At 67.8% G+C, this 12,759-nt stretch carries 13 protein-coding genes and 2 tRNA genes; 5 read left to right on the forward strand and 10 right to left on the reverse strand.

Annotated elements, in window-relative coordinates; translation table 11 throughout:
* Positions 1–130: 130 nt before the first annotated feature.
* Both YWY_RS21115 and YWY_RS0109360 read right to left on the reverse strand, forming a co-directional pair.
* Positions 131–1,207, reverse strand: a complete 1,077-nt coding sequence (locus tag YWY_RS21115; RefSeq protein WP_169725234.1) for an alpha/beta hydrolase — start codon at positions 1,205–1,207, stop codon at positions 131–133.
* A gap of 7 nt (positions 1,208–1,214) precedes the next feature.
* A complete protein-coding gene (locus YWY_RS0109360) occupies positions 1,215–2,723 on the reverse strand; it encodes a class I adenylate-forming enzyme family protein (protein ID WP_211227514.1) in 1,509 nt (502 codons plus the stop codon).
* Between the two features lie 98 nt (positions 2,724–2,821).
* Here YWY_RS0109360 and YWY_RS21120 point away from each other — a divergent pair, with 98 nt between their 5' ends.
* Both YWY_RS21120 and YWY_RS0109370 read left to right on the forward strand, forming a co-directional pair.
* A complete protein-coding gene (locus YWY_RS21120) occupies positions 2,822–3,421 on the forward strand; it encodes a TetR/AcrR family transcriptional regulator (RefSeq protein WP_038044903.1) in 600 nt (199 codons plus the stop codon).
* Between the two features lie 41 nt (positions 3,422–3,462).
* Entirely contained in the window at positions 3,463–3,873 is a 411-nt protein-coding gene (locus YWY_RS0109370) for a PaaI family thioesterase (protein WP_028847409.1), read from the forward strand.
* A gap of 9 nt (positions 3,874–3,882) precedes the next feature.
* On the opposite strand, the gene YWY_RS0109375 is transcribed toward YWY_RS0109370, so the two are convergent.
* The 3 genes from YWY_RS0109375 to YWY_RS0109385 form a co-directional block, all read right to left on the reverse strand.
* The gene (locus tag YWY_RS0109375) at positions 3,883–4,644 is read right to left on the reverse strand and encodes a putative protein N(5)-glutamine methyltransferase (RefSeq protein WP_028847410.1); all 762 of its coding nucleotides are present in this window, start codon (positions 4,642–4,644) and stop codon (positions 3,883–3,885) included.
* A gap of 341 nt (positions 4,645–4,985) precedes the next feature.
* A complete protein-coding gene (locus tag YWY_RS24050; RefSeq protein WP_156899171.1) occupies positions 4,986–5,246 on the reverse strand; it encodes a hypothetical protein in 261 nt (86 codons plus the stop codon).
* 334 nt (positions 5,247–5,580) lie between these two features.
* A complete protein-coding gene (locus YWY_RS0109385) occupies positions 5,581–6,489 on the reverse strand; it encodes an MBL fold metallo-hydrolase (RefSeq protein ID WP_038044904.1) in 909 nt (302 codons plus the stop codon).
* 91 nt (positions 6,490–6,580) lie between these two features.
* On the opposite strand from YWY_RS0109385, the gene YWY_RS21125 reads away from it, so the two are divergent.
* Entirely contained in the window at positions 6,581–7,492 is a 912-nt protein-coding gene (locus YWY_RS21125) for an AraC family transcriptional regulator (RefSeq protein ID WP_051310100.1), read from the forward strand.
* Positions 7,493–7,709: 217 nt separating this feature from the next.
* Here the strand turns inward: YWY_RS21125 and YWY_RS0109395 are convergent.
* Positions 7,710–7,782, reverse strand: a tRNA-Ala gene (locus tag YWY_RS0109395).
* A gap of 30 nt (positions 7,783–7,812) precedes the next feature.
* Positions 7,813–7,998, reverse strand: coding sequence for a DLW-39 family protein (locus YWY_RS0109400; RefSeq protein ID WP_028847413.1), 186 nt, complete (start codon positions 7,996–7,998; stop codon positions 7,813–7,815).
* Between the two features lie 403 nt (positions 7,999–8,401).
* Here YWY_RS0109400 and YWY_RS25020 point away from each other — a divergent pair, with 403 nt between their 5' ends.
* Positions 8,402–8,827, forward strand: a complete 426-nt coding sequence (locus YWY_RS25020; RefSeq protein ID WP_425426123.1) for a hypothetical protein — start codon at positions 8,402–8,404, stop codon at positions 8,825–8,827.
* 146 nt (positions 8,828–8,973) lie between these two features.
* A complete protein-coding gene (locus YWY_RS0109405) occupies positions 8,974–9,264 on the forward strand; it encodes a hypothetical protein (RefSeq protein WP_028847414.1) in 291 nt (96 codons plus the stop codon).
* Positions 9,265–9,372: 108 nt separating this feature from the next.
* Here YWY_RS0109405 and YWY_RS0109410 read toward each other — a convergent pair.
* From YWY_RS0109410 to gyrA, 3 genes are all read right to left on the reverse strand, one after another.
* A tRNA-Ile gene (locus YWY_RS0109410) sits at positions 9,373–9,446 on the reverse strand.
* Positions 9,447–9,517: 71 nt separating this feature from the next.
* Positions 9,518–10,252, reverse strand: coding sequence for a DUF3566 domain-containing protein (locus YWY_RS0109415; RefSeq protein WP_028847415.1), 735 nt, complete (start codon positions 10,250–10,252; stop codon positions 9,518–9,520).
* The gene (gene gyrA, locus YWY_RS0109420) at positions 10,249–12,759 is read right to left on the reverse strand and encodes a DNA gyrase subunit A (RefSeq protein WP_028847416.1); all 2,511 of its coding nucleotides are present in this window, start codon (positions 12,757–12,759) and stop codon (positions 10,249–10,251) included. Before gyrA ends, YWY_RS0109415 begins: the two co-directional genes overlap by 4 nt.

Below are 12,759 nucleotides of genomic sequence, written 5' to 3' on the forward strand. Positions count from 1 at the left end.
AGACCGGACCCGGCTCGTCGGCCGATGCGCCATGGCACGGCCGGCGATGCGCCGGGCCCGGTCCGTCGGATGGGCGATGTCGAAGTGATCGGCCCGTCGGATGGGCGATGTCGCAGTGATCGGCGACCGATCAGGCACCGACGTACTTGTCGGCGAACTCGATCATGCGGTCGTACGCCTGCGGCGCCGTCAGCTCCAGGTTGATGTCGTGGCCCCCGTTGGGGATCACCATCGCCTCGACCTTCGCGTTCGGCCCGTAGAACGGGCGCTCGAACGCAGCCAAGGCCTCGTCCGACGAACAATCGGCAGCCAGCGGCCCGCAGAAGAACGTGTCCGCGTCCCCGTTGACGGTCAGCACCGGAATGTTCGTCGTTTTCGACACGTCGTTCAGCAGGTACACCGCGGCGGTCGGAATTTCCAGCACCCCGGCGGTCTGCTTCAATTCCTCGTCGATTTCGACGACTTTCGGGTCGGCGTTGTCGGTGTTGTAGAACAGGCTGCGCGCGCCCTTCCTGGTCGTGACGTAGAGCGGGTCGTAGCCGGACTTGGCGAACTTCGGGTCGAGCACCGCAGGCGGTGACTGCGCGATCAGCCGTGCGGTGAGGTCCGCGAGGTTCACCCGGTGCGCGATGCCCGTGACGATCATCGCGTCCACGTCGTGGTAGCGGCCCGCCACCAGGTAGCTGGTCACCGAACCGTAGCTGTGGCCGACCAGGACGACCTTGTCGAACGACCGGCCAAGGCTGCCGTCACGCAGCGCCGTGACGACCTGCTGCACGGTACGGGCCGCGGTGTCCCAGGTCAGCGTCGCCCCTGGTGGATGGGTCGATTCGCCGTCGCCGATCCGGTCGATCGCCAGCGTGGCGTACCCGGCCTCGTTGGCGCGGCGCACGTACGAGTAGGTCTCCGGCTGATACGGGAAATCCCAGTAGTAGCGCGCGTAGCTGTAGCCGTGCACCAGCAGCTGGACGGTCTTGGCCCCCTGCGGCACGCACAACGTACCCGCGATGTGGCCCGAGCCGCCGATGAACGTCACCGGTACGCGCACGTCGCGGCACTCCACGTTCGCTGTGTCGTTTTGTGCCGCCGGTTCGGCCACGGCCGGCGACGCCATCGACATGCACAATGCGGCGGCCAGCGTCACCCCGGTCGCCATTCGGCGCACCAGTGACCGAGTCCGCTTCTTTGCGGAATCGCGATTCGTCATCGACCTGTCACCTTTCCCACAATGGATCGCGCAGTTTGCGGCGCAAGACCTTTCCGACCGGCGACTTGGGAATGGCATCGACCACGTGGACCTGCTTCGGCACCTTGTAGCCGGCCAGCGGGCCACGCACGAAATCGCGCAGTTCCTCGGTGGACGCCGAGGCGCCGGGACGGAACACCACGAACGCGGTGACCGCTTCCACCCACTTCGGGTCGGGTGCGCCGACCACGGCGCATTCGGCCACCGCGGGATGGGCCAGCAAAGCGTCTTCGACTTCCCGGGGATAGACGTTGTATCCGCCGGTGATGATCATGTCGCTGGCCCGGTCGACCAAGTAGAGGTAGCCGCGGTCGTCGGCGCGCGCCATGTCCCGGGTACGGATCCAGCCGTCCGGGGTGATGGTCTGCGCGTTGAGCTCGTCGGCGTTGAAGTAGCCGGCCATGGTGAACGGGGCGCGGACGCGGATCTCGCCGATCTCGCCCTGCTCGACCGGGTTGCCGTCGTCGTCGGTGATCATGATCTCCGCGTCGACCGACGGGTATCCGCACGAGCCGAGCAGGTCGCCGCCCTCGGCGTGATCGTCCTTGGTCAGCACCGTCTGGCACAGCGGCGCCTCGGTCTGCCCGTAGTACTGGACGAACTTGTTGCCGAACGTCGCCATGCCCTGCTCGAGCAGCGGCCGTGGCATCGGGCTGGCGCCGTAGATGATGGTGTCCAGGCTGCTGGTGTCGGCACGCTCGACCACACCGCTGGCCAGCAGCATGCCGAGCATGGTGGGCACCAGGTTGATCGCGGTGGCCCGCTCCCGTTCGATGGTCGCCACGAACTGCTCCGGGTCGAAACCGGGCAGGATGATGGACCGGCCACCGGCCAGCCAGAACGGCAGCACGAACGTTCCGCTCGCGTGGATGAGCGACGCGGCGTGCACCATCGCGTCGCCACGGCCCGGCGAGATGAGGTTGGTGAGGATGTTGCGCGCGATCGCGGCCCAGCTGGCCTGCGTGTGCTGAGCGGCCTTGAGCGTGCCGGTGGTGCCCGAGGTGTAGAGCACGAGCATCACGTCGTCGGGTTCCACCGGAACCTGCGGATCGGTGGGTTGCGCCCGGTCGGCCTCGGCGAACAGGTTGCGGTCGCCCGCCCGTTGCGGTTCGCCGAGACCGAGCAGGGTCAGCCCGTCGAGCTCCTCGGCGAGTGCGAGTGCCCGCTCGGTCAGGTCCGCACCGTGAATGAGCAGCCGGACGCCGGTCTCGGCCAGCATCTTCGCATGTTCGGCCTGCGCCAGCCGGGAGTTCAACGGCACCCGCGCCACCCCGGCCTTCAGGCATGCGAAGTCGATCGGCATCGACCAGATCTCGTTGTTGAGCAGCAAGCCGACGCGTGAGCCACGCCCGTAACCCATGCCGAGCAGGACGTTCGCGATCCGGTTCGCCATGACGTCGACCTCGCGGTACGTCATGGCCCGGTCGCCCGCCACCACAGCGATCCTGTCGCGGTGCCGCGCTGCACCGCGTCGCACCAAATCCACTCCTCGCACGGCACAGCACATTTTCACAGACCGTCCGGACTGTCAATGTCTTCGATCGGGTGATGACGGCCGAGGTTTAGGCTGGGTCCGTGCCACCCACAACCAGACAGCAACAACGCGATCAGACGAGGAAACACCTGCTCGACACCACCGTGGACTGCCTGGTCGAGTACGGCTACGCGGGCACGACGACGCAGCGCATCCAGGACCGCGCCGGTGTCTCCCGTGGCGCGCTCCTGCACCACTTCGGGTCCAAGGAGCAGCTGTTCGTCGCCGCCATCGGGCACATCGCCGAGCTGCACCTGGAGCAGATCAAAGCCGCGGCGGAGCAGATGGCGCCGGGCAAGCAGGCGGTACCCGGGTTGGTGGAAGTGCTGCGCAAGGCGATGTCCGGGCCGAACTTCCTGGCCGGCCTGGAACTGTGGATGGCGGCCAGGACCGATCCCAGGCTGCGGGCGGCGCTCGTCCCGTCGGAGCGGCGGATCGGCAAAGAGCTGTGGGAGGTGTTCAGCCGGTCCACCGGCACGGCCGGCACCGGTGTGCGCTCGGCCTTCGAGGCGCTGCTGATCACCCTGCGCGGCCTCGCACTGACCGGCCTGCTGCGGGAGGACGATCACTGGTCCGACGAGATCATCCAGGCGCGGGTGCGCGACCTGATGGCGGAGGTGGAGGCCACCGGCACGAAGTAAAGGGCTGGGCCGGAGCCGGACGGGGTGTCTAGTGTGCGTTCATGAGCCAGCGCACTGACGATCTCGCCCAGCTGGTCTCGGCCATGCCGTTCGCCGCGGCGCTGGGCATCGAACTGACGGAGGCGTCACCCACCGAGGTCCGCGCCCGGCTGCCGTGGAATCCCGGAAACTGCACCGTGGGCGGCATCCTGCACGGCGGCGCGTTGATGGCGTTCGCCGACACCGTTGGCGCCGTGTGCGCGTTCTTGAACCTGCCGGAAGGCGCGTCGACCGCAACGCTGGAGTCGAAAACCAACCTGTTCCGCGCCGTGAAGGACTCCGCGGTGATCGCCGTCAGCAAGCCGCTGCACGTGGGCAAGATGACGATCGTGGCGCAGACCGACCTGTTCGACGAGCAGGAGCGGCGGGTCGCCCAGGTGACGCAGACTCAGGCCGTCCTGCCATCGCGGTGACGGCGACGATCAGCGTGTTGCGATCAGGACGGTCGCTTCCCCGTCGGTGACCGTGCGACCCTGCAGGCCATGAGCGGCCACCACGGCGACGGCTGCGGTGGCCTGGTGCTCGGCGACTTCGCACAGCAGGTGGCCGCCGTCGGTGAGCCAAGCCGGTGCTTCCCCGGCCACCCGGCGCAGCACGTCCAGGCCGTCGTGGCCGCCGTCCAGCGCCGCGCGTGGCTCGTGCCGGCGAGCTTCGACCGGGAGCAGGTCGAGCTCAGCCGTGGGCACATACGGCACATTGACCGTCAGCAGGTCGACACGTTGCCGTAGCCGAGCGGGCAGCGGATCGAACAGGTCGCCCTGATACACCGTGCCGCGATCGCCGACATTGACCCGGACGCACCGCACCGCGGCGAGGTCGATGTCCGCGGCGTGCAGCTGTGCGTCCGGCAATCGCGCGGACAGCGCGACACCGATGGCGCCGGAACCGCAGCACAGGTCGGCGATCACGGCCGATGCCGGTGCCAGCAGGAGCGCCTGCGCGACCAGGAACTCGGTGCGTCGCCGCGGCACGAACACGCCCGGGGCGACGGTGATCCGCAGCCCGCAGAACTCCGCCCAGCCGACGACGTGCTCCAGCGGCTCCCCGGCGACCCGGCGGGCGACCATGGTTTCCAGCTCGTCCGGCCGCCGTGCCGCGTCAAGCAGGATCCGCGCCTCGTCCTCGGCGAAGACACATCCGGCGGCTCGAAGCCGCTCGACAAGCCGTTCGACGATGTCAGGCATGAAGGGCCGATCGCTGGATCACATGGCGATGGTAGGCCGTCGATCGAACCGGTGACCCGGCCGCGCCGAAGCGGCCCAGCCTTGCCCTGAGTGCGCACGGACCAGGCCTGCCCGAGTGCGCCCCGACCCGGCTTTGCCCGGGGTCCGAACCGGCCCAGCCCCGCCGTGCGTCCCGACCAGCGCGACCTCGACCCGCGCGACCCCGCCCCGCACACCAAGCAGCGCACCCCCACCTCGCACACCTACCGGCCCGCCCGCCCTGCGCCCCGCCGTGCCTCCCAGTCGGCCCAGCTCCGCCCTGCCAGGAGTGGTCCGGAATCACCATCGCACCGTCGGCTGGATCACCCCGGGGGCTCCTGCCGGTCCTGCCCGTAGACGCACCGTTGCCGGTCGATGTCCCAGGTGCCACCGCTGGGCTCGCAGTTGATGAACTCGCGGTGCGAGCGTTCCTTCTCGGCGTCGAGCTCCGGGCAGTCCCTGTTGGTGATGATGTTCGGGTTGACCGGATCGTCGAACTTGGGTGGCGCGCCCGGCTCGCAGGAGTATCTGGGCTGAACCGGGGTCTGCTCGGTGGGGCGGGCCTTGGATGGTTGCTCGACCACCGCCCGAGCCGACGTTGTCGGCTTGGTGGCGGCCGTCCTCGTGGTGGTCGTGGTGGTCGTTGGCGTGGGGGCCGCCGTCGTCGGCGACGCGGCCGAACCACTCGTCCGGCTCGGATCCGATTCCCGCACAGGTTGCCCAGCGGTGCACGCTGCCAGCACAAGGGCGAGCAGCAGCACGGGCACCATCAGGATCGATCTCATCGCCAGATTGTCGCTGCATCCGCGGTCTTGTTACGACGGCTGTCACCGCGCGTGCCGGCGCCCTGGCTTCCCGGACGACGCAGGGCGCTGGTGTGCCCGGCCGCCGGGAAAGCGGACGTTCGAACGGTTCCCGTCATGGCACCCACCGGCGGATGGCGAAGCGGCTTCCGTCCCGCTGGATCTCCACCGCGCCGGACCCCGCGAAGTGCGCGGGGATGACCAGCTCGTTGTTGTCCGCCGCCCGCTCGAGCACCCGTCGGCGGGTGTCGGCGGCCTGCCCGGGGTGCTCACAGAAGCGGCTGTTGCAGTGCGGCGCGAGGATCTGCACCGGACTGTGCAGCACGTCGGCGACGAACACCGTCCGGTCTCGTCCGGATTCCAGGCGAACGACTGACGAGCCGGGTGTGTGTCCGGGCGCAGGTTCCAGGCTCAGGTTTGCGTCGATGCGGTAGTCGTCCTCCCACAGCACGGCTCGGTCCAGCACCGGGGCGATGCTGTCGGCGTAGACGATGTGGCTTCCCTTGCGCCGCAGCTGCTCGTATTCGTTCACCGGCGCAGGGCGGCGGTGTTCGTTGCGTGGGTCGAAGTACACCTGGTCGGCGGCGGGGATCAGGTAGGTGGCGTTCGGAAATGTCGGAACCCACTCGCCGTCGACGAGGTGGGTGTTCCATCCGACGTGGTCGTAGTGGACATGCGTGTTGACCACGATGTCCACGTCGTCCGGCTGCACTCCGGCCCGCGCGAGCCGGTCCAGGAAGTCAGTGCCGAGGTGATCGAACAGCGGCATCTGGGGCCGGTCCCGGTCGTTGCCGATGCCGGTGTCCACCAGGATGGTCTTGCCCTCGCTGCGTAACACCCACGTCTGAACGGCGGCGCGGCAGCCGTCGGTTTCTGCGTTCCAGTGCTCGGGGTCGAGCCACGACGCGTTGTCCCGCCACACCTCCGGCGGACTGTCCGGGATCGCGTCCCGTGCGCGGCCGAACTCGCCCTGCCACTCCACCACCTTGGTCACTTCGACGTCACCGAGCTGCACTGTGTCCACACAAGCAACCTACGAGCAAAGCGTGAGCGTTCCAATGTTGAAATGGCGCAGTTTGATACGCGATCGTCTCAAGCTCGTATAGGCTGACGCTGTGGACGTGCTGAGCGACGCCATCGCCGCCATGCGAACGGGCCGCCCGTCGTCGAGCCGGCTGCGGGTGAACTCGCCGTGGTGCTATCGCTTCGACCGCTACGACGGCGCCGGATTCCACGTTCTCCTGCACGGCACCGGGTGGCTCGTCCTGGACGACGGTGAGCCGACCTACCTGGCAAGCGGCGACATCGTGCTGTTGCCCCGAGGCACCGCACACGTCCTGTCCGACACCCCGCGCGCGGACAACTCCGTACCGTTCGATTCACGCGTCAGCGACGACCCGCTCGGCGACACGGAGTTCCTGTGTGGCAAGTACCGGCTCGACCACACGCGCATGCATCCCGCGCTGGCGGAGCTTCCCGACGTCGTCCACGTGCCGGCGCGCGCCCGGCGTCATGGTCAACTGAGTTCGGCCATCGAACTGCTCACCATCGAGCTCGCCGAAGCACGACCCGGCCGGGAAGCCGTGATCACCGGCCTGCTCGACCTGCTGCTGACCTATCTGATCCGCGCGTGGCTGGACGACAACGACCACGACGGATGGCCGCGGGCGCTCCGCAACCGCTACGTCGCCGCCACACTCGCGGCACTGCACGACAAACCGGACGCGCCCTGGCGGGTGGAGGATCTGGCCGCGCACGTCGGCGTCTCCCGCGCCACCCTGGCGCGAAAGTTCACCGCGCTCACCGGACAGTCACCGATGGCGTACCTGACCTGGTGGCGCATGACGACCGCTGCGGGACTCCTGCGCACCACGGACCGGCCGCTGGCAGCTGTCGCCCGCCAGGTCGGGTACAGCTCGCCGTTCGCCTTCTCGCACGCCTTCAAGCGGCACTTCGGCGTCACCCCCGGACGCTATCGCGCTCAGGGCGACACCACACGGCAGAAAGAGGCGGACTCCGTGCCGTAGGGGCCGCAGGAACGGGACGTAAGGCCTCGTCGCGCCGACACGGGCCGCGGATACTCTCGGTGATTTCCCGCTGTCGACGGTCGCTACCGAGCGCCAGAGCCGCCAGAAATCCAAGTCGAGCGGCGCTGCCGCAGGCTCGATGAGGCGTCAAGGAGACAGCGCGGTACACGCCGCCCGAGGAGTGCATCCGATCCGCCGCACGCGGCGGGTCACGAAGTGGAGCCGAGGGGAATCGAACCCCTGACCTCTGCCTTGCAAAAGCAGCGCTCTACCAATTGAGCTACGGCCCCGGAACGCGGGCGGACCCGCGTGGACGTCGGTCAGTTCTTGCTGGCCGAACCGTGGGTCGCGGTCGCCGGCGTCGAACCGTTAGCGCTGCCCGCGCCGGAGGTACCGGACGGCGCGGTGGCCTCGCGCCACAGGTCAGCGTCGGCCTTGGCGTCCCGGCTCCGCTTGATCGCGAACAGGACACCCACCACGGCTGCGATGGCCAAAAGCTTCTTCATCCCCGTATGCCTCCTCAACGCCTCACAACCGTCACGATGCTACCTGTACCGCGATCGGCGTTGGGCAACAACCCCGTTTGCTTCACGTGAAACCAACCTCACGGACACATCTGTCTCGGTGCTGCGCACACGGGCTCGCGCCATGTCGAACCTGCCGACGGTCCTCCCTGAACATCTGCAGATGCCCCGAGCACCGGCGCCGGAGACCTACCGGGTACAAGTAACCAATGGCTCCACACATGGCGCCGATGACAGGGACGACGGCTGGTCCCTTCCTTCCAAGAATCAGCTCAACACCGCCGGACGCCGCATCCGCAAGCGCGCAACCGGCGAGCTGGAGATCGACGCCGAACAAGCAGCACACGACGAGGTCCTGGTAGAGCGGTGGCGCTCTGCACACAGCATGCCTCTCGCCAGGGCTTGCGCAGCCCTCGAAGCAGCATTGACAGGGGTATGTTCGCCTGTCTCCCCCGTTGTCCGGCGACTGAAGCGATGGGAAAGCATCGTCGCCAAGCTCGTCCGCGAGCGGTCGCGACTGGCGGAGATGGAAGACACTGCCGGTTGTCGCGCAATTCTCCCGACACGTCAGCACGTGGTGCGGGTCAAGGAGCATCTCGAGCTGGCTGGTGCACTGCAGATCGAACGCGTGCGCGATTACAACGCCAAGCCAGCAATCTGGGGGTTATCGAGCGCTTCACCTCTGGTGCCGCCAAGACGGCTTCAAGGTCGAGGTGCAGCTGAGGACGCAACGTCAGCAGCGCTGGGCCGACACCGTCGAACAGTTCGACACTGCCTTCGGTACCGACCTCAAGCACGAGACAGGTCCTGAACCACTCCTTCGTTACCTTCGTGAACTAAGTCGGTATCTCTGCCTACGGGATGACGGCGTAGCAGAATCGGAGATGGACCGTGCACCACTCGAGGCTTCGGCTGCCGAGGTGGTCGCATGGCTTGACGAGGAAGGAGGCTCGCACCGTGACAGTAGGTAACCGGTGGTACCTCCTCGTCAACCACAAGAACGAGGGCCGGACCGACATCCGCGAGTTCACCGATCAGACCATGGCGGTCGCAGCGCTGAACGAAGCGGAAGAGCGGTTCACCGATCGTCGCCATCACGGCCCTTCGAACGTGGACGTCCTTCTGGTTGGCGCGCCGAGCATCGATGCCGTCAAGAAGCACTACCCCAGTTACTTCATCAACGGCCGTAGCCGCGCAGAAAAGGTGCGCCAGCTGCTGAACGCACTCCCAGTGATCTCGGCCGGATAGTCCGCGGCCGTTCGTGACGCCGGGAAGCTTGCCCGGATGTGGCGGCCTTGTGGCTTCCGAGAACGGACAACCCCCTGACCCGCCGGTCAGGGGGTTGTCCGTTCTGGGTGGGCCTACCAGGACTTGAACCTGGGACCTCTTCGTTATCAGCGAAGCGCTCTAACCGCCTGAGCTATAGGCCCTCGCGACGTATGAGAGCGTACCGCACCGGTGGACGGCCCTTGCGCCCGGGGGCCCGCTCCGCACCGCCGGCCTAATCCCGTTCGGACAGCGTGATCTCCAGCCCGCCGGCCAGATCGGCCGAGACGTTGTAGATGAACGCCGAGACCGTCGCCAGCGCCGACAGCAGCACGATGTTCACCATGCCGATGATGGCCGCCACGCCGAACACCCGGCCCGCGCTGATCAGCGGTTCCGCCACGGCGTCCGCGTTCGCGCCGGACACCAGCGAGGTGTAGGTGCCGTTCAGCTTGTCCCACACCCCCATGCCGTCCAGCACGATGTAGAGCAGGCCGACGGCGACCATCCACACCAAGAACATCGCCACGCCGAGCACCAGGCTCAGCTTCAGCACCGACCACGGGTCGATGCGCTTGACCATCAGGCTGGCCCGCCGCGGGCCCCGACCCGGCCGGCGCAGCGCCGACGGCGCGGACGAGGACGACGCCCGGCCTCGAGTGCTCAACGTGACCCCCTCGACGTCCCGCGGCGGCTTGTCCCGCTCCGGCTGCGGGAGGTAGTCGGTGCGCTGCTCGGCGTTGGAAAGGCCGTTCGGAGCGCCGCCCTGCCCCGCGGCCCCGTCGACCCTGGGGATGTTCCCGGTGTGCGGCGACAGCTCACCGCCGCCGAATCCGTCGGATCCACCCTCCTGGGTCACCCGCTGCCACGGCGGAGAGCCGGCTTCCCCGCCCGCAGCTCCCTCACCGCCTGGGTAGGCCTCCGATTGGTGGGTGGGGGTTCCTCCGCTGGGTTTGTCCGGGCCAGTCATGCTTCTCCGTCGGTCGCTTTCGTCGCGTCAGCGGTCTCGCCCTGCCCGTTGCCGTTGGGCTCGTCGGCATTGCGCGCCACTGCCAGCAGTGTCGTTCCCTGGTCGAGGTTCATCAACCGCACGCCCTTGGTCTGCCTGCCCGCCTTGCGGACCTGCTTGGCGGCGGTGCGGATGACACCACCACTGGACGTGATGGCGAACAACTCGTCCTCGACGTCCACGATAAGTGCTGCCACCAGCTTCCCGCGACGGTCGTCGTGCTGAATGGTCAACACGCCCTTGCCGCCGCGACCCTGCACCGGATAGTCCTCGATCGGGGTGCGCTTGGCGTACCCGCCGGAGGTGGCCACCAGCAGATACGTGCCCGGCCGGACCACGGCCATCGCGAGCAGCTCGTCGCCCTCGTTGAACCGCATGCCCAGCACACCGGAGGTGGCCCGGCCCATCGGGCGCAGCACCTCGTCGTTGGCGTGGAACCGGATGGACTGCCCGTTCGCCGACACCAGCAGCAGGTCATCCTCCGGGCCGGCCAGCTGGGCACCGACCAGCTCGTCGCCGTCGCGCAGGTTGATGCCGATCAGGCCGCCGGACCGGTTGGAGTCGAAGTCGCTCAGCCGGGACTTCTTGACCAGCCCGCCCTTGGTCGCCAGCACCAGATAGGGCGCGACCTCGTAGTTGGGGATCTCGATGACCTGGGCGATCTCCTCGTCCGGCTGGAACGCCAGCAGGTTGGCTACGTGCTGACCGCGAGCGTTGCGGTTCGCCTCGGGCAGCTCGTAGGCCTTGGCCCGGTACACCCGACCCTTGTTGGTGAAGAACAGGATCCAGTCGTGCGTGGAGCAGACGAAGAAGTGCTGGACGATGTCGTCCTGCTTCAGCGCCGCCCCCTGCACGCCCTTGCCGCCTCGTTTCTGCGCCCGGTACAGGTCGGTCTTGGTGCGCTTGGCGTACCCGGTGCGGGTGATGGTCACCACGACGTCCTCGACGGCGATCAGGTCCTCCATCGTCACGTCGCCGTCGTACGGGATGATCTTCGACCGGCGGTCGTCGCCGTACTTGTCGACGATCTCCCGCAGCTCGTCGCCGACGATCCGACGCTGCCGCTCCGGCCGCGCCAGGATGTCCTCCAGGTCGGCGATGGTGCGCTCGATCTCGGCCAGCTCGTCGATGATCTTCTGCCGCTCCAACGCCGACAGCCTGCGCAGCTGCATGTCCAGGATCGCGGTGGCCTGCACCTCGTCCACGTCCAGCAGCTGCATCAGGCCGGTGCGGGCCTCCTCGGTGTTCGGCGACCGCCGGATCAAGGCGATCACCTCGTCCAGCATGTCCAGCGCTTTGACCAGGCCACGCAGGATGTGCGCCCGCTCCTCGGCCTTGCGCAACCGGTACCGGGTGCGCCGGACGATGACGTCGACCTGGTGCTTGACGTAGTGCCGGATGATCTGGTCCAGCCGCAGCGTGCGCGGCACGCCGTCGACGATCGCCAGCATGTTCACGCCGAAGTTGTGCTGCAGCTGGGTGTGCTTATAGAGGTTGTTCAGCACCACCTTCGGCACCGCGTCCCGCTTCAGCGAGATCACGATCCGCATGCCGCTGCGCTTGTTGGACTCGTCGGCGATGTCGGCGATGCCGCTGATCTTGCCCTCGCGCACCAGCGTCGCGATGCTCTCGATCAGGTTGTCCGGGTTGACCTGGTACGGCAGCTCGGACACCACCAGGGCCTGCCTGCCCTTGGAGTCCTCCTCCACCTCGACCACGGCCCGCATCCGGATCGACCCGCGCCCGGTGCGGTAGGCCTCCTCGATGCCGGACGTGCCCAGGATCAGTGCCTTGGTCGGGAAGTCCGGGCCCTTGATCCGCTGCATCACCGCGGCCAGGGTCTCCTCGTCCGAGGCGTCCCAGTTGTCCAGCGCCCAGTAGACCGCCTCGGCCACCTCGCGCAGATTGTGCGGCGGGATGTTCGTCGCCATCCCCACCGCGATCCCGGAGCCGCCGTTGACCAGCAGGTTCGGGATCCGCGACGGCAGCACCGTCGGCTCTTGCGTCTTGCCGTCGTAGTTGGCGACGAAGTCGACGGTGTCCTCTTCGATCTCCCGCAGCATCTCCATGGCCAGCGGGGTGAGCTTGGCCTCGGTGTACCGCATGGCCGCCGCGGGATCGTTGCCCGGCGAGCCGAAGTTGCCCTGGCCGTCGACCAGCGGGTAGCGCATCACCCACGGCTGCGCCAGCCGGACCAACGTGTCGTAGATCGCCGAGTCGCCGTGCGGGTGGTAGTTCCCCATGACGTCGCCGACGATGCGCGAGCACTTGGTGTAGCTGCGCTCCGGTCGCAGGCCGCTGTCGTACATCGAGTACAGGACCCGGCGGTGGACCGGTTTGAGACCGTCGCGGACATCCGGCAGAGCTCGCGACACGATGACACTCATCGCGTAGTTGATGTAGGAGCTCTGCATCTCCTGCTGGATGTCAACAGGTTCGATGCGGCTGCGTTCCGGCGTCTCAGTCAC

The organism is Thermocrispum agreste DSM 44070, assembly GCF_000427905.1.
GTDB classification, from domain to species: Bacteria; Actinomycetota; Actinomycetes; order Mycobacteriales; family Pseudonocardiaceae; genus Thermocrispum; species Thermocrispum agreste.

What these genes read in the sequence shown, in the direction of transcription:
- YWY_RS21115 (WP_169725234.1), bottom strand. Translation starts at nt 1,207, where the DNA reads ATGACGAATCGCGATTCCGCAAAGAAGCGGACTCGGTCACTGGTGCGC.
- YWY_RS0109370 (WP_028847409.1), top strand. Translation starts at nt 3,463, where the DNA reads ATGAGCCAGCGCACTGACGATCTCGCCCAGCTGGTCTCGGCCATGCCG.
- YWY_RS0109375 (WP_028847410.1), bottom strand. Translation starts at nt 4,644, where the DNA reads ATGCCTGACATCGTCGAACGGCTTGTCGAGCGGCTTCGAGCCGCCGGA.
- YWY_RS0109400 (WP_028847413.1), bottom strand. Translation starts at nt 7,998, where the DNA reads ATGAAGAAGCTTTTGGCCATCGCAGCCGTGGTGGGTGTCCTGTTCGCG.
- YWY_RS25020 (WP_425426123.1), top strand. Translation starts at nt 8,402, where the DNA reads ATGCCTCTCGCCAGGGCTTGCGCAGCCCTCGAAGCAGCATTGACAGGG.
- YWY_RS0109415 (WP_028847415.1), bottom strand. Translation starts at nt 10,252, where the DNA reads ATGACTGGCCCGGACAAACCCAGCGGAGGAACCCCCACCCACCAATCG.